Origin of the sequence: Duganella rivi, assembly GCF_009857435.1 — a bacterium.
In the GTDB taxonomy this organism is placed as follows: Bacteria; Pseudomonadota; Gammaproteobacteria; order Burkholderiales; family Burkholderiaceae_D; genus Rugamonas; species Rugamonas rivi.
Window position 1 is genome coordinate 893,141 of record NZ_WWCK01000001.1, and the last position, 20,603, is coordinate 913,743.

A 20,603-nucleotide genomic window follows, 5' to 3' on the forward strand; every position below is an offset into this window, starting at 1 on the left:
TATAGACCCTTGGTGTGATTTATGCTCCGCACCCCGCAAAAACAGCGGGTTTTACGGCAACAGGGCGATTTGCGTCAGGCCGGTGGTTTCTTCCAGACCGAACATCAGGTTCATACATTGCACCGCTTGGCCCGATGCGCCTTTGACCAGGTTGTCCTGCACCACCAGTACGATCACGGTGTTGCCGTTGTCCGGGCGGTGCAGCGCCAGACGCAGCATGTTGGAGCCACGGGTCGAACGGGTTTCCGGGTGCGAGCCAAACGGCATCACATCAACGAAGGCGCTGTCCTTATATTGGTCTTCAAACAGCTTCTGCAAGTCTTCGTTGCTGATCTCTTTGGTCAGGCGCGCGTACAGGGTCGAGTGCATGCCGCGGATCATTGGCACCAGATGCGGAGTGAAGATCAGGCCGACCTTGTCAGCGGTGAACTTTTGCAGCTGGGCCGAGGTTTCCGGGGTGTGGCGGTGGCCAGCCACGCCGTAGGCCTTGAAGTTGTCCGACGCTTCCGAGAACAGGGTGCCGATTTCCGCCTTGCGGCCGGCGCCCGACACGCCCGACTTGCAGTCGGCGATCAGCGAACCGGCGTCGACGATGCCGGCTTTCAGCAGCGGGTAGTAGCCCAGCTGCATGGTGGTTGGGTAGCAGCCAGGGTTGGCAACCAGGCGCGCGTTCTTGATGCTGTCGCGGTTCAGTTCGGCCAAACCGTAGGCCGCTTCTTCCAGCAATTCCGGGCAGGTGTGGTCGATCTTGTACCATTTTTCAAAGACAGCCTTGTCCTTGATGCGGAAGTCGGCGGCCAGGTCGATGACTTTGACGCCGGCTTTCAGCAGTTCAGGCGCTTGCGCCATGGCGACGCCGTGCGGGGTGGCGAAGAACACCACGTCGCATTTAGTCAGGTCGGCCTTATCCGGCGACGAGAAAGCGATGTTCACGCGGCCGCGCAGCGAAGGGAACATATCAGCAACTGGCAAGCCGTCCTCTTTGCGCGAGGTGATTGCCGTCAGTTCCACATCCGGGTGGACTGCCAACAAACGCAGCAGTTCTACCCCGGTGTATCCGGTGCCGCCGACGATGCCAACTTTGATCATGTTCTTTCCTTGAGGTGAGGTGCGTGGAGAAATGGGTGCCATTTTATCAGGCAATGGCTACCGGCGTATTACGCCAGACTATGCGTAGCCAGATGGAAAAAAAGCCGCCCGACCCAAGGCCGGCGGCTTTTTTGGCAGTGCGCCGCAAGCAGCGCACCAGAGCGTAAAAATTAACGCTTCGAGAATTGTTTTGCGCGACGTGCTTTGCGCAGACCAACTTTTTTACGTTCAACTTCACGTGCATCGCGGGTTACGAAGCCAGCGCGTGCCAGGTCACCTTTCAGGCCCGAATCGTAATCGATCAGAGCGCGGGTGATGCCGTGACGAACTGCACCAGCTTGGCCGGACTCGCCGCCGCCGTGTACGTTGACTTTGATGTCGAAACGTTCAACGTTGCCGGTCAGTTCCAGTGGTTGACGAATCACCATCAGGCCGGTTTCGCGCGAGAAGTATTCCGACGCTGGCTTGCCGTTAACGATGATCTGGCCGGTGCCAGCTTTGATGAACACACGAGCTACTGCACTCTTGCGACGGCCGGTGCCGTAATTGTAGTTACCGATCATGTCAGTTCCTTAGATTTCGAGTGCTTTAGGTTGCTGAGCAGCGTGCGGGTGCGAACCTTCGGCGTACACTTTCAGCTTCTTGATCATTGCGTAGCCCAGTGGGCCTTTTGGCAGCATGCCCTTAACGGCCTTCTCCAGAGCACGACCTGGGAAACGCTGTTGCATTTTCAGGAAGTTGGTCTCGTAGATGCCACCTGGGTAGCCCGAGTGACGGTAGTAGGTCTTCTCGGTTGCTTTGGTACCGGTCACGCGCAGTTTGCCTGCGTTGATGATGACGATGAAATCGCCGGTATCGACGTGAGGGGTGAACTCAGGCTTGTGCTTGCCGCGCAGTCGGAGTGCCACTTCGCTGGCAACACGTCCGAGGACTTTGTCCGTCGCGTCAATCACGAACCAGTCGCGCTGGACTTCATGTCCTTTAGCGGAAAAAGTTTTCATGTGATGACTTTCTGTATATAGAAATTACCGCTCAAATGGTGGTTCCGCTAGCAACTTCAGCGGACTCGGCCTTTTTATTTACTTTCCTGAGCGAATGGAAAGCCGACAATCATAACCGCTTGAAGGCTGCCAAGTCAAGCCCGATATAGCGTTCAGGCCGCAGAAACACAGGCCCGGCGCGGTCTATTACAATGTGGACAAAGTTTCTTATCACGGAGAATGCAATGGAATGCAAAGTTAGCTGGAACGGCCCATCGGGCATGAGTTTCCTGGCCCAGACCGGCTCCGGCCACTTGGTCAACATGGACGGCGCCCCGGAAGGCGGCGGCCACAACCTGGCGGCGCGTCCAATGGAAATGGTGTTGCTGGGCACCGGCGGCTGCACCGCTTACGACGTGGTCTTGATCCTGAAAAAAGGCCGCGCCGACATCCGCGGCTGCGAATGCACGCTCAAAGCCGAGCGCGCTGACACGGAGCCGAAAGTCTTCACCAAGATTAATTTCCACTTCGTGGTGACCGGCAAAGGCCTGAAACCGGAAGCGGTGGAACGCGCGATTACCCTGTCGCACGACAAATACTGCTCGGCATCAATCATGCTCGGCAAAACCGCCGAGATCACCCACTCGTTCGAGATCGTCGAAGCTTAAACGTAGTAAGCAGTGCTGGTCATGACCTTGCCCATGACCGACATCACTTGCTGTACCGGCGCTGGCACGTTGGCGGCGCCGAGGCGCTGGGCGGCGGCGCCGTGTTCAATTTCATCGATGCGCATTTGGTCGACGATGGCGCGCGACTTGGCGTCTTGCGGCGGCAGGCGATCGAGGTGGCTTTCCAGGTGCGCTTCCACTTGGCGCTCGGTTTCCACCACGAAGCCAAGGCTGCGGGCATCGCCCAGCACGGCGGCCACCGTGCCCAGCGCGTAAGCGCCAGCATAGAACAGCGGATTCAGCACACTGATGTGCGAGTTCAACTCGCCCAGGCGCTGCGCAGTCCACGCCAGATGATCTTCTTCCTCGCGGCTCGAATGCTCGAACTGCTCGCGGATTTCCGGCGTGCGGGCAAAGCGCGCCTGGGCGTTGTACAAGGCTTGCGCGCATACTTCGCCCACGTGATTCACGCGCATCAGACCGGCCGCATGGCGGCGCTCCGCTTCGCTCATCTCCGCATCGGCCGCGTGCGCGGCCGGCGTCGGTCGGGAAGCCGAGGCGACGCCAGTTACCACGCGCAGCGCCTTGTCGGCGCCGGCAATGAATCGGTCCAATGGAGTGTGATGATGTGCGGCCATGTGCAAGCTCGTGTCTTCAGTTGGAAAACCACATTTTAACTTGCGTCGGCCTCTTCGCGTAGTTGGCGCTGGCGTTCGATGTAATCGGCCACCGGGCCGCGCACATCGATCTTGGAGATGTCTTTTGCCACGCCCAGATTCAAGCCCAGCAGGAACGGGATGTTCTCCACCGGCACCTCGACGCAATGCTCGGCAAAGGCTTTCAAAAAGCGCTTGGATTCAACCACCCGCACCACTTTCTCGCCGCTCATGTACTGCAAGATGCTGGTAATGCTGTGGCCTTTGCCGATGCTGTGATAGATGAAACGGTTGAAATCGCGGTCCAGCTGTTTGAAGTCCAGCGTTTCCTTGGTCATCAGCCCGGACAGGTAATACAAACCCAGCGCCACACGGAAGAAACCGGTGGACTCTTCGCGGTCGACGCCACTTTGCATCACCGCCAGTATTTTTTCCTTGAGTTGCGCATTCATTTTTACCAAGCTCCCCTGTGCGACTATAGCAAGAGTTTTCTCAAACCAGTAGCTTGCGTGCCAGAATTTTCACATGCTATTCTTGAAACTTTCCGTTACAGGACGTCCACGATGATCGAGGTAAGGAGCCTGGCCAAGCGCTTTCGCCTGCCTGCGCGCGCCAGCAAAACCGCTGCGGCACGCGACCCGCGCGATCACAACGGCTGGTTCCACGCGGTGCGCGACGTCAGTTTCCGCTGCGCGCCAGGCGAAGTGCTCGGCCTGCTCGGCCCCAACGGGGCCGGCAAGACTACTACCCTGCGACTGCTCTCCACCGCCCTCAAGCCCGACGCCGGCAGCATCCACGCCAACGGCATCGACCTGCTGGAAAATCCCCTCGCCGCGCGCAAGCACATCGGCTTTTTATCCGGTTCAACCGGCCTGTACGGCCGCCTGACGGCGCGCGAAAACATCGAGTACTTCGGCCGCCTGCACGGCATGAGCCCGGCCTACCTCAAGCGCCGCTGCGACGAGTTGTTCGAGCTGCTGCAAATGCACGAGTTCGGCAACAAGCGGGCCGACCAGCTCTCCACCGGCATGAAGCAGAAATGCGCCATCGCCCGCACCGTGGTGCACGAACCGCAGATCGTCATTCTTGATGAGCCTACCACCGGTCTCGATGTGATGTCGGCCAAAATCCTGCTGGACTTTATCGCCAGCTACAAGGCGCTGCGCATTCCGCTGATTTTCTCTACCCACCACCTGCACGAGGTGGAAAAACTGTGCGACCGCGTGTGCATCATCAACCACGGCAAGACCGCCTTCCACGGCAGCATGGACGAGCTGCGCCAGCGCGGCGGCAGCGCCGATTTGTACGACGCCTTCGTCGGCATCATCAATCACGGAGGCTGAGCCATGTGGACTATCTACCTCAAGGAATTGCTGGAACTGGCGCGCGACCGCCGCACCTTTTTCTTCACCGTGTTCATTCCCGTGTTCGGCATGCCGCTGATTTTTGCCGGCTTCGGCCTGCTGTCCACCAGCATGTTCAAGCGCGCCAGCCAAGCCGATTTGACTTACGCCATCTTCGGCAAGCAGCACGCGCCGCAACTGGCCGAACGCTTCGCCAAGGAAAAAGGCTTCCACGAGATCGTGCTGACCAGCTCCGACGAGATCAAGCCCGCCATCGCCGCCGAGCGCATCAAGTTCGCGCTGGTGATTCCGCCCGGCCTCAACGAACAACTGCAAGCGCAGCAGCAAGGCGTGATCCAGCTGCATTACAACAGCGCCGCCACCGTCGACCTGACCCGCAAGCGCGTGATGTCGGTGATCGGCGGCGAGAACCGCGAACAACGCGAGCACGCCCTGTCCGCACTCAACCTCAACAAGCACCAGCTGGCCTTCGCGCTCGATCCGATCACGCTGGAAGACCACTCCACCGCCGACAAGCGCGAGCAGATGGGCGCAGTGGTCGGCGGCATGCTGCCCTACGTGCTGCTGATGGTGTGCCTGATGGCGGCGATGTACCCGGCCATCGACACCGGCGCCGGCGAGAAGGAGCGCGGCACGCTGGAAACCCTGCTGCTGGCGCCGGTCTCGCGCACCGCCATCGTGCTGGCCAAGTTCCTGACACTGTTCACGGTAGGCCTCAGTTCATCGCTGCTGATGATTGTCAGTGTCGGCCTGCTGCTGCATTTCTTCGGCCCGCACATCGGCGGCGACCTGGTGCAGATGGTCAGCGCCATCGGCGTGCTCGACCTTGCCATGGTGGCGCTGATGCTGGCGCCGACCGCCGCTATCTTTGCCGCCATCCTGCTGTCGATCTCGGTCTACGCCAAGAGCTACAAGGAAGCGGCCGGCCTGATCTCGCCGCTGATCCTGGTCACCATCCTGCCGACCTTCGTGGCGCTACTGCCGGGCGTGGAGCTGAACTGGAAATGGGCCATGGTGCCGCTGACCAATGTCTCGCTGGCGATGAAGGAGTTGGTCAAAGGAACGATGGACTACCGGATGTTCTCCGTGATATTACTGTCAACAACCCTGACTGCCGGCCTGCTGCTGGCCCTGTGCCGCTGGTGGTTCAACCGCGAGCAGGTTTTGTTCAGGAATTGAATAAGTTGTCTATTCAACCATGACCATCCCCTACCGGCCTATTCCGCCAATTCTGCACTCTGGCGCACCATTGTGCGGCCCATCGCAATGGCGCCCCGACTATGGATCAAATTCAATACAATGCCATCATGTGAAAAGTGGTTTGTCGCGCAGAATCAGGAGTTAGCATGGAATTAAGCATCAGCAACTTGTCCAAGACCTACAGCAACGGTGTCGTTGCGCTGGACAACATCTCGCTCACCATCCCGACCGGGATGTTCGGCTTGCTCGGCCCCAACGGCGCCGGCAAATCGACGCTGATGCGTACGTTGGCAACTTTGCAAGAATGCGATTCCGGCTCGGTGTTCTTCGGCGACCTCGACGTACTGGACGAAAAAGATGAAATCCGCCGCCTGCTTGGCTACCTGCCGCAGGACTTCGGCGTCTACCCGAAAGTAACCGCCTACGAACTGCTCGACCACTTCGCCGTGCTGAAAGGCCTGAGCAACCGCAACCGCCGCCGCGAGGTGGTCGATGGCCTGCTCCAGCAAACCAATTTGTTCGAGGTGCGCCACCAGCGCCTCGGCGGTTTCTCGGGCGGCATGCGCCAGCGCTTCGGCATCGCGCAGGCGCTGCTGGGCGATCCGAAACTGATCATCGTCGACGAGCCGACCGCCGGCCTCGACCCGCAAGAGCGCGTGCGCTTCCACAACCTGCTGTCCGACATCGGCGAGGACAAGACCGTGATCCTGTCCACCCACATCGTCAGCGACGTGGCCGACCTGTGCGCCAACATGGCCATCATCAACAAGGGCCACCTGCTGCTGTGCGGGCCGACGCAGGAGCTGATCCACGAGGTTAGCGACAAGATCTGGGCCCGCTTCATCAACAAGGCCGACCTGCCCTCGTTCCAGCTGCGCCACCCGGTGATCTCGTCGCGCCTGCTGTCGGGCCGCACGCTGATCCACGTCTATAGCGACACCGATCCCGGCGACGGTTTCGAGGAAGCCATCGGCGACCTGGAAGACGTCTACTTCGCCACCATCGCCGGCCGCCATCGCGCTGCGGGCACCTGCGATTAAGGGCGCATCATGTTTGCCATCGCCCTCTTTGAAGCGCGCCAGCGCCTCAAGCTGCTGTCCACCTGGGTCTACTTCTTCGGCTTCCTGGCGCTGACCATGCTGTGGATGGCGGCCGCCGGCGGCTTCTTCAAGGGCGCCTCGGTGACCTTCGGCAGCCAGCTGATCGACTCGCCGCGCTCGCTGATGTTCACCACCAGCTTCCTCGGCTCGATCGGCGTGATCGTGATTGCCGCCATGATGGGGCGCTCGGTGCAGCAGGACTTCGAGTACGACATGCAGCACTTCTTCTTCAGTGCGCCGATTAAGAAACACCAGTACATGTTTGGCCGCTTCCTCGGCGCCTACCTGACGCTGGCGGTGATCTTCACCAGCATTCTGCTCGGCGCGTGGCTGGGCAGCTTCATTCCCGGCATCGATCCCGAGCGGCTGGCGCACGCGGAGCCGATTGCCTATGTGATTCCATACCTGGTCGTCATCCTGCCCAACATCTTCATCTTTGGCGCGGTGTTCTTCATCCTGGCGGCGCTGACCCGGCGCATGCTGCCGGTCTACATTTCCAGCGTGGTAATGCTGGTCGGCTATATGGTGGCGCCGGGCCTGGCGCGCGACCTCGACTACAAGACCTTCGCCGCCCTGATCGATCCGTTCGGCACCACCGCCGTAATCCGCCTGACAGAGTACTGGCCCATCATCGAACGCAATACCCGCTTGTTCCTGCCGGAAGGCGTGTACCTGCTGAATCGCGTGATCTGGGCCGGCGCCGCGCTGGCAGGCCTGCTGGTCGGCTACTGGCGCTTCCACTTTATCGCCACCAGCGATAGCGGCCACGGCAAACGCACCAGCACCGGCGAAGGCGAGGTGCCGCAGCATCTGTCGCAGACCTCCGCCAACACGCAAGAAAAGCCGGACTTCCAGGCACGCAGCCTGGGCTGGCTGCTGCTGCGTTCCAGCTGGCTCAACCTGCGCGAAACCACCAAGAACATCTACTTCCTCGTCATCGTGCTGGCCGGCGTGATGATGATGGGCGCCTCCACCATCGACCTCGGCTCGATGTGGGGCACCAACACCTATCCAGTCACCTACCAGGTGCTGGAAGTGGTCAGCAACACCTTTGCACTGTTCATGATGGTGATTACCACCTTCTACGCCGGCGAACTGATCTGGCGCGAGCGCGAAGCGCACATGGGGCAAATGCTGGACGCGCTGCCGGTGCCGAGCTGGCTGCCGCTGTTGGCCAAACTGTTCGCGCTGATCGGCCTGCAAGCGCTGCTGATGCTGATCGTCATGCTGACCGGCATGGCGGTACAAATCTTCCAAGGCTACTTCCTGTTGGAGCCGGGTCTGTACCTCTATCACCTGTTCCTGGTGCAGATGCCGGGCTACGCATTGACAGCGGTACTGGCGATTGCGCTGCAAGTGATCATCAACCAGCGCTACCTCGCCTATTTTGCGATGATCGTCTACTACATCATCAGCGTGACGGCCGCTGGCATCGGGCTGGACAATCCGATGCTCATCTACGGCAACCTGCCGAGTTTTACCTATTCCGCAATGAATGGCTACGGCCACTTCCTGATCCGCGAGCGCTGGTACGAGGCTTACTGGGCCGGCGCAGCGCTGTTGCTGATCGTGCTGTCCTTGCTATTCTGGGCACGCGGCACCAATGACGGCTGGCGCCAGCGCCTGCAACTGGCGCGCCACGCGCTGACGGCGCCGGTGCTGGCCACCATCGCCGTGGGCGTGCTGATCTTCGCCGGCACCGGCGGCGTGCTGTTCTACAACCAGTACGTGGCCGACTGCTTCAAATCGGCCTACCACAAGGAAACCGAGAAGGCCGACTACGAGCGCAAGTACAAGCAATACGCCGTGCTGCCGCAGCCGCGCATCACCGACGTCAAGCTCAACATCGAGCTGTGGCCGGAGAAGCGCGCCTTGATCGCCAAGGGCCGCTACATATTGCAGAACAAGACGGCGCTGCCAGTCACCGACGTCATCATCTCGCAGGACAATAGCGTAGCCCAGTACCACGTGCGCTTCAGCCAGGAGGTGCGCAACGGCTTGCAGGATAGCGACCTTGGCTTCTACAGCTACAAGCTGAGCAAGCCGCTGGCGCCCGGCGCACAGCTGGCGATGGATTTTGAAATCAGCTACTCGCCGCAGGGCATCTTCGGTCTCGGGCGCGACACGCCGGTGGTCGGCAACGGCACCTTCTTCAACAACGGCATCATGCCGCACATCGGCTACCAGCAGGATTGGGAACTGAGCGATGCGCGCGACCGCAAGAAGCACAATCTGGTAGCGCGCGAACGCATGCTGCCGCGCGACGATCCGGCCGGTCTGGCCAACAACTTCACCGGCAACGACGCTGACTGGATCACCTTTGACGCCACGGTTGGCACCAGCGCCGACCAGACCGCGATAGCGCCGGGCATGCTGGTCAAGGATTGGACCAGCAAAGGCCGCCGCTACTTCCACTACAAGGTGGATCAGCCGATGCTGAATATGTACGCGGTGCAGTCGGCGCGCTACCTGGTCAAGCGCGACTGGTGGCAGGACGTGGGCATCGAGCTGTACTACCATCCGGGCCACGAGTACAACCTGGAGCGCATGGACAAGGGCATCAAGGAATCGCTCGATTACTACACCAGGAACTTCGGGCCGTACCAGCACAAGCTGGTGCGCATCGTTGAATTCCCGCGCTACGCGCAGTTTGCGCAGTCGTATCCGAACACCATTCCGTACTCGGAATCGGTGGGCTTCATTGCCAAGGTCAACGACAAGAATCCGAAAGATCTCGACTACCCGTTCTACGTCACCGCGCACGAAGTGGCGCACCAGTGGTGGGGCCATCAATTAGTAGGCGGCGACACGCGCGGCGGCACGGTGCTGAGCGAAACGCTGGCCGAATACTCGGCGCTGATGGTGATGAAGAAAAATTTCGGCGCAAGCAAAATGCGCCGCTTCCTGCACTACGACCTGGATCAGTACCTGCTAGGCCGCGCGCTGGAACGCAAGAAAGAACTGCCGCTGGCGGAAAACGAAAACCAGAACTACATCCAGTACCGCAAGGGCAGCCTGGCGATGTACCAGTTGCAGGACATGCTGGGCGAGGCCAAGATCAACGGCGCGCTGAAAGAGATTCTGAACCAGTATGGCCGCAAGTCCGGCCCGTATCCGAGCGTAACGGTGCTGGTCGATGCGCTGCGCAAGATTACGCCGGACGATCAGGCGTATCTGATTGACGACCTGTTCAACCACATCGTGCTGTACGAAAACCATGCGACTTCGGCGACGGCACGCAAGCTGAATGATGGGCGTTATGAGGTGAGCTTCGCGGTCAGCGCAGCCAAAGTACGGGCCGGCGAGCAAGGCGAGGAAAAAGACGTGGCGCTGAAAGACTGGATCGACATCGGCGTCGACGACAAAGACGGCAACAGCCTGCTACGCGAACGCAAGCTGATTGCGCAGAAAGACAACCGCTATACAGTCATCGTCAACGGCCGCCCGGCCAAAGCCGGCATCGATCCAGACAACAAACTGATCGACCGCAAGCCGGATGACAATATGATTAACGTGGAACTGCAAGCGCAATAAAAAAAGGGGCCATCGGCCCCTTTGATTTTTTGTGCGTCGTTTATGCCGAGAGCTGCAAGCGCTTGGTGCGCGCGGCTGGTGCTTCCTGCAGTTTGAAGACTGCCACGATGGCCGTCAGCGCATCCGCCTGATCGTGCAGCGACGATGCAGCGGCGGCAGCTTCTTCCACCAGCGCGGCGTTTTGCTGCGTCACCTGGTCCATCTGGCCGATGGCTTGGTTCACTTGCTCGATACCGCTGCTTTGTTCCAGCGAAGCGGAGGTAATTTCCCCCATGATGTCGGTCACGCGCTGAATGCTGTCCACTACTTCGGTCATGGTGCTGCCAGCTTGCGTGACCAAAGCGCTGCCGGTGTTGACCTTCTCCAGCGAATCATCAATCAGCGATTTGATTTCCTTGGCCGCCGCCGCGCTGCGCTGCGCCAGGTTACGCACTTCCGATGCCACCACCGCGAAACCACGGCCCTGCTCACCGGCACGCGCTGCTTCCACTGCCGCATTCAGCGCCAGAATATTGGTTTGGAACGCGATGCCGTCAATCACGCTAATGATGTCGGCAATCTTGCGCGAGGAACCGGTAATCGCTTCCATGGTATTCACCACTTCCGACACCACGCCACCACCGCGCTGCGCGACTTCCGATGCCTTCACCGCAAGCTGATTCGCCTGGCGTGCGTTGTCGGCATTCTGCTTCACGGTCGAAGTCAATTCTTCCATCGACGAGGCGGTCTCTTCCAGGCTGGACGCCTGTTCTTCCGTACGGCCCGACAAATCCAAATTACCGGCAGCGATCTGGCTCGATGCGGTCGAAATGCTCTCAGTGCCATTGCGCACTTCGGTCACGATGCTGATCAAGCCATCATTCATTTGCTGCAAGGCTTGCAGCAGGCGGCCGGTTTCATCCTTGCTGGTGACTTCGATATGCGTAGTCAAATCCTTCTGCGCCACGGCCACCGCGATATCGACCGCTTGGCTCAGCGGCACGGTAATGCCGCGCGTTAAGCGCCACGCGCACACCACGCCCAGCGCCAGCACGATCAGGCCGAACACGATCATGAACGTACGGCTGCTCAGGTACACCTGCTCGATGCGCTCGGCGTTGGCATCGATACTCTTGCGCTGCAACTCCAGCAGGCTGCTCAGTGAGCCGAGGTAGGCCTTGCCATCCGGCGTGAAGCGCTTCTCCAGCACTTCAGCCGCCTCTTCAATCTTGCCCTCTTTCTTCAGCGCGACGATGGCGTCGCGCGACGACAGATAGCGCTTGCGGTTATCCATCATGCCCTTGAAGATGGCCTTCTCTTCCTCGCTCTCCAGCAGCGGTTCCACCTTCTTCTGCAAGCCGTTCACCTCGGCAGTGGAGGACGCGGTTTCCTCGGCAAAGAACGGACCCAGCGATGGATCCGAGCTCTTCGAGATGGCCGAGGTACGGCGCACGCTGGTGTGGATCAGGCGGTACCAGTCTGAGATCATGCGCTCTTTCGCCAGCGGCTGCTGCATCATGTCGCGGGTCTCAGCCGCAACTGTGCCCATGTGACGAATGCCGATGACGGTCATCAAAATCATCAAAGCCAATACCAAGCCAAAGCCCGCCGCCAGGCGCGTGCCAATTTTCAAGTTTTTCATGATAGGTGCGCCCGCGAAGGCAATGTTGGAATTAAAGAAGCGTTACTACTGTTGAAACCGGGATTCGGGTAGAAGAAGTTTGATTACCCAAAGGAATCAATAGTTTACCACAGCAAATAATTTAATGCTTACGCGGTGACAGAAAGCGAGCTTACCAAGCCCATATCATAGGAGCTGGAGATGACTGTGCTGGCGAGATTGGGATTGGTTTTTAGCAGTTCCGCCCAGTTGGCAGCGGCTTGTTCGGACAGGCCACTGACTGTGCCCGCGCCGGTGTAGACGCCGGAACCGGAGGCGCTGCCCGCCAGCGTGGAGACAATGCCTTGATTCAGCGCCGATTGCGCCGAGGTCGAAGTGTCAACATTGCTGCTCTCTTCCGGTACGCTGATGGTTTCTTCCACCGTCCCGGCTTGCTGCAAAGTGGTGAGCAAGCCGCTAGGCGAATACACGGTCGCGCCAGTAGAGCCGCCGAGCGAAGCCACCACCGCCGACTGCGCCGACAAGCTCACCGCCTGCGACGACAAAGCCGCTGCAGCCGACGACGCCGGAGCGACGGTCGGCACATACGGCTGGTACGCCGCATTGGAGGTAACGGTGTTGAGCGAGACAGTCATGATGACTTCAATATAGCACCAAAACCGGGGTCAGTTCTGCCAATCGCACACGAGCTCATGTACCAATGGCAGAACTGACCCCGGTTTTGGCCAACGCTGCGGCTAGGTCGCGCTGCCACGCGCTCGCTTGAACGCGATTCCAGACTAGCGCTACGTGCTCCACGCACTCGAACGCGCAGTCGGTCACCTGGATGCGGCGCAACTCGCCATCTGCCAACGCGAAGTCCGGCAGGTAGGCCAGCGCTTGGCCGGCTTTTACCAGCGTTAGCAGTAATTGCAGGTCATCGGTCCAGTAGCGGATTTTGCGCGGCAGTTGGTCATCGCGCCAGCCGTCCGAATGCGCGCCGCGCTGCACGCCGCAAAATAGCGAACGGGACGGGCAGGCAAAGTCATGCTTCAGCACCTCGGCGTTAGTGGCCTTCAGCTTGCGTGCCTTGACCAGCGGGTGCTGCTTGCCCGCCATCAGGTGCAAGGTGATGCTGCCCAGCGGCGTGACCTCCCACTCATCCGACCAATGCTCGCCGCGACCCTCGATCACATCGCTGGTGACGATGGCGGCGTTGATGTCGCCGCGCGCCAAGGCGGCCAGCGCCTCGTCTTCAAACATCGCCTGCATTCGCAGGCTGGCCTCGGGATAAGCGTGCAGCGCTTGTGACAGCATCTCGCCATGCCGCCACAGCAAAATCGCCGGCCCGCCGATGCGACTATCGATGGCGGCTTGTTCACCCATCAGATCGGCCTTGGCTTGGTCGGCCAGCGCCAGCAGGGTTTGCGCGCGGCTCAGCAGCAACTGGCCGCTGTCGTTCAGCACCAGCTGCTTGGCGCTGCGGTCAAACAGCGGCTTGCCCAGCACATCCTCCAGCCGCTTGAGGGCTTTCGATACGGCCGACGGCGTCAAATGCATCTCCTGCGCCGCCGCGCCCAGCGAAGGACGGCGCGCCGCGCTGACAAAGATGCGCAAATCGCTGAGATTCATTGTTTCCTAATGGGATACAAAAGGTGAATTTAAGTTGCTTTACTGGATACAACCGTCATCTTACCATTCCGGCCTATGATTACGACCAAACAATGGATCTACCGCCGCCAGCCGACGGGCCAGATCACCACCGACCACTACGAACTCGTTGAGCAAGCGCTGGACACCACGCTGGCCGATGGCGAAGTGCTGATCGCGTCGCGCTATTTCAGCGTTGATCCCTATATGCGCATCGGCCAGTCCAGCAAGCCGACTTACGACACCGATCCGCATCCACTCAACACCGTGCAGCAAAGCGGCGTGGTGGCGCAAGTGCTAGCCTCCAACGCGCCCGGCTTTGCCGAAGGCGACTGGGTGCAAAGCTACACCGGCTGGCAAACCCACGCCCGCGTGCACGCCAGCGCATTGAAGCGCATCGATCCCGATCTGGCGCCGGTGACCACGGCACTGGGCGTGCTTGGCATGCCGGGCCGCACTGCATGGTTCGGCCTGACCGAATCGGGCAAGCCGCATGCGGGTGAAGTGGTGGTTGTGTCCGGTGCGGCTGGCGCGGTCGGTTCGCTGGTGGTGCAGTTCGCCAAGCGCCACGGTGCGCGCGTGCTCGGCATCGCCGGCGGCTTGGCCAAGTGCAACTGGGTGCGCGACACGCTAGGCGCTGACTGGGCCATCGACTACAAAGCCTTCAACAACGCTGAGGCGCTGGGTGCGGAAATCAAACGTCTGACCGGCGGCGTGGACGTCTACTTCGACAACGTGGGCGGCATGGTGACTGATGCCATCATCCCGCTGATCAACCGCCGCGCGCGCATCGTGATCTGCGGCCAGATCAGCCAGTACAGCGGCGGTTTGGAAACGCCGGAACTGGGCCCGCGCTTGCTGCACCACATGCTGTATCAGCGCGCCACGATTCAAGGCATGCTGGCGCGCGACTACCTGCACCGCATGGACGAAATGATCCGCATCGTTGGGCCGTGGGTGAAAGCGGGCGAGATCGTGTTTGAGGAAACCGTGATCGATGGTTTTGAGCAACTGCCATCGGCGCTGAACTCACTGTTCACCGGCGACCATCGCGGCAAACTGCTGGTAAAGGCATGATGAAGGCCTCCACCCTCTTCGCTGCGCTGCTACTGAGCGGCGCAGCGTTTGCAACCGACGTCACTTACGGCGAGCACGGCATGGCGCTGTTCGGCGGCAAGGATGGCTTGTACGCATCGCACCTGCCGATGTTCCATGCACCGCATGACTATCAAGTGATCCTGCAAGTGCACGTGGCCGATGCGGCCACCGATGCAGCGCTGCGCCGCCGCCTCGACGGCAAGACCGCCTTGTGGACTGTGGCGCCGGAAAAGTTTGAACTATCGCGCTTGGCGCCGCAAGCATCCACTCCGCTGAAGCAATTCAAAGCCGACTTGGTGCTGGGCCATTTCGAACAAGGCGGCAAAACGCAGTACGCCGCTTCGACCATCGTGGTCGACAAAGTCATCATGTACCGCAAGCTCTCGCCAGAACAGCGCGCCAGCGGCACAGCGACCTACACGCAAATCGGCAACGGCAAGCAGCGCTACCTCGTAAAGCAAATCGACAGCCGCCCCGACTACGACCATATCCTGTCCTACCGCGCCGCGCCGGGCGCTGCGACCGACGACATCACCGTCATCAAACAAGACCTGCGCCAACCCAGCCCCGCCGAATTAGCCACCGCCCTCCACACCCGCAGCGACGCTATCAAAGGCACCATCTACTTCTATACCGACGATTTGAAATAGCACTCTCTGAAAAAGGACTAAAGTTATACAGGCCGATTTCAGGGAGCTCGCCATGCCAGCCGCAAAACAAGCCGTCATCAAGCTTCTCGGCGCCTTGCCCGACGACTGCACGCTTGAGGATATTCAATACCATTTGTATGTCCTCACGAAAGTTAAACAGAGTCAGAAGCGCGTTAAGGCAGGAAGAATCCGCTCACCAAAGGAAGTCCATCGAAAACTAGAGAAATGGCTGAATAGATAGCCATCAAGACTGCGGATCAAACTGAAAAACGCGCAGCTCTTGAGCGCAGCGACAGGCCTTGGCGATGCGCGCGGCCCACGAAATGGCGTCATCGCGCGACGGGAGTTCGAGTACACAGAAGCCACCATCAAGCGCCGGTGCCCACGGATAACCGCCTTCGCTAACAGAGCCATCGGCTGAGACGAGCACCGGCGGCACCGCCTCATCAATGCCGCCGCCAAAGACATAAACGCCGGCGGCCTTCGCGTCATCGATTACTGCGTGCGCGTCACGGCCCACGGCTTCCCAGTCCCCATCAGGAACAACCATCGCCGCACTAGGGAAAGAGATGAGGTACTTGGCCATAGTCAGTTTTTCTCATGCATGATCTGGGCGTAGATTTCAGCCACCCGTGCAACTGAGATACCCTCTCGCTGCTCAACGGCCAAAGGATGATCTATCGGTTCGATTTCGATGTATGGACGGATGCCATCATTTCGCAAATACACTTGCGTTTTCAATCCTGCGGTCTCTGGGTAAGGTCTCAATGCTGCGTTTAGCCAACCGAAGAATGGACCTATATGTGCACGCTCTTTCTCATCGTAGCAAGCGGCCCACTGAGTAAAGCTCTTCTTGCTCAACGAGACCCAAACACCCCAAGAGAATGGTTCTTCCTCCCCATGAACGGGAATCTCGACACATCCGTGGATAAAGAAAAACTCTTCGTCAATAACGCAATCATCTGATCCAAGAGAGCAGCGCGCATCGCGCTCCTCGGCAGGTATCAGGTAGTAGCTTAGTGGAGCTCGCGCCCCAAAGCCAGGCATCCCGCGATGAATTTCGCCACACGATGCACAAGAAAATTCGAAGGTCATGAGTTACCACCCTTCCCTGCCATTACTATTCCTCTCTTTCCGCTGACTGTAGCTCTTTGATACGCTTGGGGATCTGCTCCATTTTCTCATCACCGTTGAAGGCATCGCAGTCTTCCGCCACCATTTTTTCTACGCCCTTGGCTTCTGAAAAGTACAGCTTTTCACAGTCGCATCGAAGGGTGGCCTTGATGCTCTGTTTTTGTTTGATGCGACGCACTTCAGCAACCCAACAGGAATCGGCACAGCCGCAAGAACGATATACGAGTTCCTCGCCTGCCACATTCCAATTCAATTTATAAGGGTGACCGGATTGCGCGCGAACCGTGCCGATTGCCATCAGCGCCGCTAAGAGAAAAAACGAGTGTCGGCTCATGTGACATTCCAACCGAAATCTTCGACGTGACGGATCACATCGGCCAACAATATTCTCCACGCTGTTGGTTCGTCGTGTCCAACCTCATCCCACATTCCTACGTTCAGTGTGCAATGGAGGCTTTGCTCCGCACTCCATGCACTAATCATTTGGATAGAGTTTTCGTCTCGCTGTGCTGCCGGTGGAATTACTAAAGTCTTCATGGGCTAGGAACGTTAATGTGAACGATGCCGCTGCATAGCTGCGCAACAGTATTCCAAATTTGGAAAGTAGTTGACGGCCGTCCAACGCAGAGCAGTCACGACGCGACTCTCTTCTGTAGCGCTTCTTGTGCTAGGATGCGGACGGTGAAATCCTGGGCCAATCAACATTCTGAGTTCTAGAAATCATCGAGTGAACAGTAAGCTGATCGCTCTACAGAACTTCCCTGCTCTATCGCGGGATGTCGCGCACAAAACGCACGCCGATGCGGGTATCGGTAAAGTCGGCCGCGTAGCGCCCGCGAAGACCGCATCGAACGTAGTTGACCTTGCCATACCATGCACCGCCACGAATGACACGCTTATCTTCGGCGTTGGTCTCGATGCGCGGATTGTTTTCCACCTCGGTCGGATACGGCGTGGCGAATTTGTCCGCCCCCCATTCCCAGACGTTCCCGGACATATCGTGAATACCCAAGCCATTCGGTTTCTTGGTGCCTACCGGATGGGTTTGATTGCCGACGGCGTCCTTGTCAAACCAGGCATATTCAACAACCTCGGCATCCTTCGAGGTTCCAGCCCAATTCTCTTCTTTGCCACCGCTGCGGCAAGCGTATTCCCACTCGGCCTCGGTAGGTAACCGGTACCCGCCTTTATCCTGCGCATTGAGCTTTCGAATAAACTCCCGCGCCTGATTCCACGAAATCCGCTCAACCGGGCATTGCTCACCGCATTCAGAGAATTTGGAGGGGCTAGTTTTCATCACCGCGCGCCACTGCGCTTGCGTGACTTCGTACTTGGCGATTTCGAAGCTGTCCAAGCACACTTTGTGCACTGGGCGCTCATGTTTTTCATAGACTTGAGTACCCATTTGAAAGCAACCACCGGGCACGCGAACCATTTCCATCGCAGGTAGAGCATCGTCGCTCCACGCAGGGCTGCCGGCGAAACACGCCAATATAAAAAACAGGAGTGCAAAAGGTTTCATGAATTTGCTCACTCAGAAGTTTTGATTTGTGTGTGATTTTAGGACAATCTGGATCAGCTGAGACAAGTCACGGTAGCATAGACATTTCATCTACATGGATCACTCCAGCGACGGCAGCACTTTCGAAAATTTGGGAAGTTTCAGTTCAATAGATTTCTGCTGAAACTCAAGCGCAGTAAGCGGCCCGATGACTACTTTGGATGGAGCAAAGCCCTCACGGAGCGACTCGCTTCTGCAGCGCTTCTTGCGCTATCGCATTGATGCTTTTGCCTTCTACCTGCGCTGTGATCGCCAGTTTCTCGTGAAGCTCGGGAGAAATTCTGAGGTTGAACTTTCCTGAAAAATGCCGGCGTGGTTCGATCCCTTGTTCTCGGCAAACAGCAAGGAACACTTCGAGCGACTTCTTAAATTCTGCACGCAGCTCTTTCGGATTTTTGCCGTAAAAGTCTGCGCCGCCGTTTAGTCCAAGAATCTCGCCGCGGAAAAGGTCTAGCTCCGGGTCATACTCAATCTTGGCCTGAAAATCATCTATGGTCATGACACTCATGGTTTTACTCCGTGTTGCTCCATCCACCGGCGAATACTGGCCACCGCACCTTTGTCCGTATTGGGAGATGGATGAGGACGGTGAAACACTCGCACCTCGCCAAACAGCACAACCGCAACGCGACTTCCCTCTCGCTCACTAACTTCCGCACCGAGTTCAATAAACAGGACTTCAATGTCGCGCCATGAAACATTCGCGCTGGCCGGATGCGCATAGATAGCTTCAAGGGTGCGTTGATGCTTTCGCCTCATGGGAAAATGGTACCATTAAATAGCACTGGAATTTCACGTCCGATCAAGAGATAACAGGACAGGCCGCCGGAATGTGCGGCGCGGAGCTCATTACGTTAACTACTGAATTAAGCTCCAACTGTTCATCTTTTGCCCAGAGCAAGAAGCGCTTGAACTCTTTGAGATGCGATTGGCGAGTTGGCACTACACAAAGAATCATGTAGAAAATGTACCAACCGACTACTAAAAACAGGAGAGTTGCGACAACATACTTGGCATCCCACTGGCCAGCTGCACCGCCCAGAACAGCAAGTGTTGCACCAAGAAAGAATGACATGACTGGATGGGTTGCAGTCGAAGTTTTGGAGTCGGTATCGATTAGCTCGTTCAAGAACAAAAGAGCATCCCCAACGCTACCAGTATAGGAGCTCTGGAGCTTTTCCCGAAATTGCAGGTATCGGATGTACTGATAATCATGTGCGAAGTATGTTACTCGATCTGGATACAAGCGATCCTGTTCTACAAATTCCGATCGTCGTGTCCGATCAAAAGACCAAGCCCAGAGGCAAGCGCTCAGTAACATACTGACGAAGTACAGCCATAGCGGTTGGAGGAAGAACTGAAGCACGCTACACAAAGCAAACAAACACTTTCCGCCCCATAAGCAGAGTTTCCATCGAAATTTGGCATGCCGATAGATTTGCATCACGATCTGCCATCTCGTAACCGATCGATACAATGCATAGAGTCGTACAAAGCTATCCATGGAACCTAACGTTTAAAGTAATTGGCTGCAGGAATCCAGCTAAAGGAAAGGCTAAGATGAGGACTGATCAGCACAATGATAGCTTAGATCCCTGCCGATTTTACAATCTGATTTTCCCCAAGTTTTCGCAAGGTGAGCCAAGTTGGCAATCCTTTGATTTTCAGTTTTTAGTGGGCAAAAAATAACCAATGAGGTGATATTATTTGCAACTCTATTATTGGGATCAGTTTATGCACCCGACGGAACTTCAATTGATTCAACTGGCGCAGCAGGTTGGCAGCATGGCGCAGCAGGCGGCTTTGGCTTATGAGCAGGCGCAGGCGGCGTTGCAGTTGGAGCGGCTGTTTACGCTCGATAGCATCGCCACCGAGGAAGGCACGCGGCAGGCGCTCGAGACTGTGGATCGGCTCACCGAACTGCATCAGGCGCATCAGCAGATATTTGCCAAGTTCGTGACGGCGGCAATGCAGCAGCTGACCGGCGCCATCGCCATGCTGCCACCGGAGAAGGCGTGTGAGTATGAGCAGGGGTTCATTCCTTCGCTGAATAGCACGCTGTCCAGCCAAGCGGAGTTTTTCGCTAACCGCGATCGCTGGATCCGTGCTGTGCGCGAGATGTTTGACATCGTTGATGAGAACCGCGATGTCATCAGCGTGGAAGAGGGGCAGTTACTTTTTCATGACGAGGAAGTGATCGACCGCTACGAGGCCGCGCAGCAGGTCATCAACGACATCCACGAGTACGAAGTCGCGCACATGAAGGAAAAGCTGGCGCGGGCGATGGCGTCTAGCGCCTACCTGGCGGCGCTGGAAAAAGGCGCGACGCAATAAGAAACG

General features: G+C 58.1%; 24 protein-coding genes. 8 read left to right on the forward strand and 16 right to left on the reverse strand.

Annotated elements, in window-relative coordinates; translation table 11 throughout:
* Positions 1–51: 51 nt before the first annotated feature.
* The 3 genes from argC to rplM all read right to left on the reverse strand — a co-directional run bounded on the left by argC (position 52) and on the right by rplM (position 2,090).
* Positions 52–1,089 carry an N-acetyl-gamma-glutamyl-phosphate reductase gene (gene argC / locus GTP45_RS04130; RefSeq protein ID WP_161012585.1) on the reverse strand — a complete coding sequence of 346 codons (1,038 nt, stop codon included), beginning with the start codon at positions 1,087–1,089 and terminating at the stop codon, positions 52–54.
* A 170-nt stretch (positions 1,090–1,259) separates the two neighbouring features.
* Positions 1,260–1,652 (reverse strand): 30S ribosomal protein S9, encoded by a 393-nt coding sequence (gene rpsI, locus GTP45_RS04135; RefSeq protein ID WP_092279325.1) that lies wholly within the window; start codon positions 1,650–1,652, stop codon positions 1,260–1,262.
* Positions 1,653–1,661: 9 nt separating this feature from the next.
* Positions 1,662–2,090 (reverse strand): 50S ribosomal protein L13, encoded by a 429-nt coding sequence (rplM, locus tag GTP45_RS04140; RefSeq protein WP_056157909.1) that lies wholly within the window; start codon positions 2,088–2,090, stop codon positions 1,662–1,664.
* Between the two features lie 224 nt (positions 2,091–2,314).
* Here rplM and GTP45_RS04145 point away from each other — a divergent pair, with 224 nt between their 5' ends.
* Complete coding sequence (locus tag GTP45_RS04145; protein WP_161012586.1) at positions 2,315–2,737, forward strand: OsmC family protein; 423 nt, start codon at positions 2,315–2,317, stop codon at positions 2,735–2,737.
* On the opposite strand, the gene coq7 is transcribed toward GTP45_RS04145, so the two are convergent.
* Positions 2,734–3,375 (reverse strand): 2-polyprenyl-3-methyl-6-methoxy-1,4-benzoquinone monooxygenase, encoded by a 642-nt coding sequence (gene coq7, locus GTP45_RS04150; protein WP_161012587.1) that lies wholly within the window; start codon positions 3,373–3,375, stop codon positions 2,734–2,736. The genes GTP45_RS04145 and coq7 overlap by 4 nt on opposite strands.
* Before the next feature lie 35 nt (positions 3,376–3,410).
* Positions 3,411–3,845, reverse strand: a complete 435-nt coding sequence (locus GTP45_RS04155) for a hypothetical protein (protein WP_161012588.1) — start codon at positions 3,843–3,845, stop codon at positions 3,411–3,413.
* 111 nt (positions 3,846–3,956) lie between these two features.
* Between GTP45_RS04155 and GTP45_RS04160 the strand changes: the two genes are divergently transcribed.
* From GTP45_RS04160 to GTP45_RS04175, 4 genes are all read left to right on the forward strand, one after another.
* Positions 3,957–4,736, forward strand: a complete 780-nt coding sequence (locus GTP45_RS04160; RefSeq protein ID WP_161012589.1) for an ABC transporter ATP-binding protein — start codon at positions 3,957–3,959, stop codon at positions 4,734–4,736.
* A 3-nt stretch (positions 4,737–4,739) separates the two neighbouring features.
* Positions 4,740–5,936 (forward strand): ABC transporter permease, encoded by a 1,197-nt coding sequence (locus GTP45_RS04165; protein ID WP_161012590.1) that lies wholly within the window; start codon positions 4,740–4,742, stop codon positions 5,934–5,936.
* A 167-nt stretch (positions 5,937–6,103) separates the two neighbouring features.
* A complete protein-coding gene (locus tag GTP45_RS04170; RefSeq protein WP_161012591.1) occupies positions 6,104–6,997 on the forward strand; it encodes an ABC transporter ATP-binding protein in 894 nt (297 codons plus the stop codon).
* Positions 6,998–7,006: 9 nt separating this feature from the next.
* Positions 7,007–10,591: a M1 family aminopeptidase gene (locus GTP45_RS04175; protein WP_161012592.1), complete on the forward strand. Its 3,585-nt coding sequence runs from the start codon at positions 7,007–7,009 to the stop codon at positions 10,589–10,591.
* A 40-nt stretch (positions 10,592–10,631) separates the two neighbouring features.
* On the opposite strand, the gene GTP45_RS04180 is transcribed toward GTP45_RS04175, so the two are convergent.
* From GTP45_RS04180 to GTP45_RS04190, 3 genes are all read right to left on the reverse strand, one after another.
* The gene (locus tag GTP45_RS04180; RefSeq protein WP_161012593.1) at positions 10,632–12,212 is read right to left on the reverse strand and encodes a methyl-accepting chemotaxis protein; all 1,581 of its coding nucleotides are present in this window, start codon (positions 12,210–12,212) and stop codon (positions 10,632–10,634) included.
* 128 nt (positions 12,213–12,340) lie between these two features.
* Positions 12,341–12,826 (reverse strand): hypothetical protein, encoded by a 486-nt coding sequence (locus GTP45_RS04185; RefSeq protein ID WP_161012594.1) that lies wholly within the window; start codon positions 12,824–12,826, stop codon positions 12,341–12,343.
* Between the two features lie 55 nt (positions 12,827–12,881).
* Entirely contained in the window at positions 12,882–13,802 is a 921-nt protein-coding gene (locus tag GTP45_RS04190) for a LysR family transcriptional regulator (RefSeq protein ID WP_161012595.1), read from the reverse strand.
* 75 nt (positions 13,803–13,877) lie between these two features.
* Here GTP45_RS04190 and GTP45_RS04195 point away from each other — a divergent pair, with 75 nt between their 5' ends.
* The gene (locus GTP45_RS04195; RefSeq protein ID WP_161012596.1) at positions 13,878–14,897 is read left to right on the forward strand and encodes an NADP-dependent oxidoreductase; all 1,020 of its coding nucleotides are present in this window, start codon (positions 13,878–13,880) and stop codon (positions 14,895–14,897) included.
* Positions 14,894–15,568 (forward strand): hypothetical protein, encoded by a 675-nt coding sequence (locus tag GTP45_RS04200; RefSeq protein WP_229258322.1) that lies wholly within the window; start codon positions 14,894–14,896, stop codon positions 15,566–15,568. Before GTP45_RS04195 ends, GTP45_RS04200 begins: the two co-directional genes overlap by 4 nt.
* A 244-nt stretch (positions 15,569–15,812) precedes the next feature.
* On the opposite strand, the gene GTP45_RS04205 is transcribed toward GTP45_RS04200, so the two are convergent.
* The 8 genes from GTP45_RS04205 to GTP45_RS04240 all read right to left on the reverse strand — a co-directional run bounded on the left by GTP45_RS04205 (position 15,813) and on the right by GTP45_RS04240 (position 19,710).
* Positions 15,813–16,154 carry a YciI family protein gene (locus GTP45_RS04205; RefSeq protein ID WP_161012597.1) on the reverse strand — a complete coding sequence of 114 codons (342 nt, stop codon included), beginning with the start codon at positions 16,152–16,154 and terminating at the stop codon, positions 15,813–15,815.
* A gap of 2 nt (positions 16,155–16,156) precedes the next feature.
* Entirely contained in the window at positions 16,157–16,663 is a 507-nt protein-coding gene (locus GTP45_RS04210) for a DUF2199 domain-containing protein (protein ID WP_161012598.1), read from the reverse strand.
* Positions 16,664–16,688: 25 nt separating this feature from the next.
* Positions 16,689–17,036, reverse strand: a complete 348-nt coding sequence (locus GTP45_RS04215; RefSeq protein WP_161012599.1) for a hypothetical protein — start codon at positions 17,034–17,036, stop codon at positions 16,689–16,691.
* Positions 17,033–17,239, reverse strand: a complete 207-nt coding sequence (locus GTP45_RS29270) for a DUF5076 domain-containing protein (protein ID WP_161012600.1) — start codon at positions 17,237–17,239, stop codon at positions 17,033–17,035. Before GTP45_RS29270 ends, GTP45_RS04215 begins: the two co-directional genes overlap by 4 nt.
* Positions 17,240–17,468: 229 nt before the next feature.
* Complete coding sequence (locus tag GTP45_RS04225) at positions 17,469–18,224, reverse strand: formylglycine-generating enzyme family protein (RefSeq protein WP_161012601.1); 756 nt, start codon at positions 18,222–18,224, stop codon at positions 17,469–17,471.
* Positions 18,225–18,438: 214 nt separating this feature from the next.
* The gene (locus tag GTP45_RS04230; protein WP_161012602.1) at positions 18,439–18,771 is read right to left on the reverse strand and encodes a type II toxin-antitoxin system HicB family antitoxin; all 333 of its coding nucleotides are present in this window, start codon (positions 18,769–18,771) and stop codon (positions 18,439–18,441) included.
* Positions 18,768–19,022, reverse strand: coding sequence for a type II toxin-antitoxin system HicA family toxin (locus tag GTP45_RS04235; RefSeq protein ID WP_161012603.1), 255 nt, complete (start codon positions 19,020–19,022; stop codon positions 18,768–18,770). The genes GTP45_RS04230 and GTP45_RS04235 overlap by 4 nt, the downstream gene beginning before the upstream one ends.
* Positions 19,023–19,065: 43 nt before the next feature.
* A complete protein-coding gene (locus GTP45_RS04240) occupies positions 19,066–19,710 on the reverse strand; it encodes a hypothetical protein (RefSeq protein ID WP_161012604.1) in 645 nt (214 codons plus the stop codon).
* Between the two features lie 287 nt (positions 19,711–19,997).
* Here GTP45_RS04240 and GTP45_RS04245 point away from each other — a divergent pair, with 287 nt between their 5' ends.
* Entirely contained in the window at positions 19,998–20,597 is a 600-nt protein-coding gene (locus GTP45_RS04245; RefSeq protein WP_161012605.1) for a hypothetical protein, read from the forward strand.
* The last annotated feature ends 6 nt before the right edge of the window (positions 20,598–20,603 follow it).

What these genes read in the sequence shown, in the direction of transcription:
- GTP45_RS04190 (WP_161012595.1), bottom strand. Translation starts at nt 13,802, where the DNA reads ATGAATCTCAGCGATTTGCGCATCTTTGTCAGCGCGGCGCGCCGTCCT.
- GTP45_RS04225 (WP_161012601.1), bottom strand. Translation starts at nt 18,224, where the DNA reads ATGAAACCTTTTGCACTCCTGTTTTTTATATTGGCGTGTTTCGCCGGC.
- GTP45_RS04205 (WP_161012597.1), bottom strand. Translation starts at nt 16,154, where the DNA reads ATGGCCAAGTACCTCATCTCTTTCCCTAGTGCGGCGATGGTTGTTCCT.
- GTP45_RS29270 (WP_161012600.1), bottom strand. Translation starts at nt 17,239, where the DNA reads ATGAAGACTTTAGTAATTCCACCGGCAGCACAGCGAGACGAAAACTCT.
- argC (WP_161012585.1), bottom strand. Translation starts at nt 1,089, where the DNA reads ATGATCAAAGTTGGCATCGTCGGCGGCACCGGATACACCGGGGTAGAA.
- GTP45_RS04175 (WP_161012592.1), top strand. Translation starts at nt 7,007, where the DNA reads ATGTTTGCCATCGCCCTCTTTGAAGCGCGCCAGCGCCTCAAGCTGCTG.
- coq7 (WP_161012587.1), bottom strand. Translation starts at nt 3,375, where the DNA reads ATGGCCGCACATCATCACACTCCATTGGACCGATTCATTGCCGGCGCC.
- GTP45_RS04160 (WP_161012589.1), top strand. Translation starts at nt 3,957, where the DNA reads ATGATCGAGGTAAGGAGCCTGGCCAAGCGCTTTCGCCTGCCTGCGCGC.
- GTP45_RS04215 (WP_161012599.1), bottom strand. Translation starts at nt 17,036, where the DNA reads ATGAGCCGACACTCGTTTTTTCTCTTAGCGGCGCTGATGGCAATCGGC.
- GTP45_RS04145 (WP_161012586.1), top strand. Translation starts at nt 2,315, where the DNA reads ATGGAATGCAAAGTTAGCTGGAACGGCCCATCGGGCATGAGTTTCCTG.
- GTP45_RS04195 (WP_161012596.1), top strand. Translation starts at nt 13,878, where the DNA reads ATGATTACGACCAAACAATGGATCTACCGCCGCCAGCCGACGGGCCAG.
- rplM (WP_056157909.1), bottom strand. Translation starts at nt 2,090, where the DNA reads ATGAAAACTTTTTCCGCTAAAGGACATGAAGTCCAGCGCGACTGGTTC.
- GTP45_RS04230 (WP_161012602.1), bottom strand. Translation starts at nt 18,771, where the DNA reads ATGAGTGTCATGACCATAGATGATTTTCAGGCCAAGATTGAGTATGAC.
- GTP45_RS04235 (WP_161012603.1), bottom strand. Translation starts at nt 19,022, where the DNA reads ATGAGGCGAAAGCATCAACGCACCCTTGAAGCTATCTATGCGCATCCG.
- GTP45_RS04170 (WP_161012591.1), top strand. Translation starts at nt 6,104, where the DNA reads ATGGAATTAAGCATCAGCAACTTGTCCAAGACCTACAGCAACGGTGTC.
- GTP45_RS04155 (WP_161012588.1), bottom strand. Translation starts at nt 3,845, where the DNA reads ATGAATGCGCAACTCAAGGAAAAAATACTGGCGGTGATGCAAAGTGGC.
- rpsI (WP_092279325.1), bottom strand. Translation starts at nt 1,652, where the DNA reads ATGATCGGTAACTACAATTACGGCACCGGCCGTCGCAAGAGTGCAGTA.
- GTP45_RS04185 (WP_161012594.1), bottom strand. Translation starts at nt 12,826, where the DNA reads ATGACTGTCTCGCTCAACACCGTTACCTCCAATGCGGCGTACCAGCCG.
- GTP45_RS04200 (WP_229258322.1), top strand. Translation starts at nt 14,894, where the DNA reads ATGATGAAGGCCTCCACCCTCTTCGCTGCGCTGCTACTGAGCGGCGCA.
- GTP45_RS04180 (WP_161012593.1), bottom strand. Translation starts at nt 12,212, where the DNA reads ATGAAAAACTTGAAAATTGGCACGCGCCTGGCGGCGGGCTTTGGCTTG.
- GTP45_RS04210 (WP_161012598.1), bottom strand. Translation starts at nt 16,663, where the DNA reads ATGACCTTCGAATTTTCTTGTGCATCGTGTGGCGAAATTCATCGCGGG.
- GTP45_RS04165 (WP_161012590.1), top strand. Translation starts at nt 4,740, where the DNA reads ATGTGGACTATCTACCTCAAGGAATTGCTGGAACTGGCGCGCGACCGC.
- GTP45_RS04245 (WP_161012605.1), top strand. Translation starts at nt 19,998, where the DNA reads ATGCACCCGACGGAACTTCAATTGATTCAACTGGCGCAGCAGGTTGGC.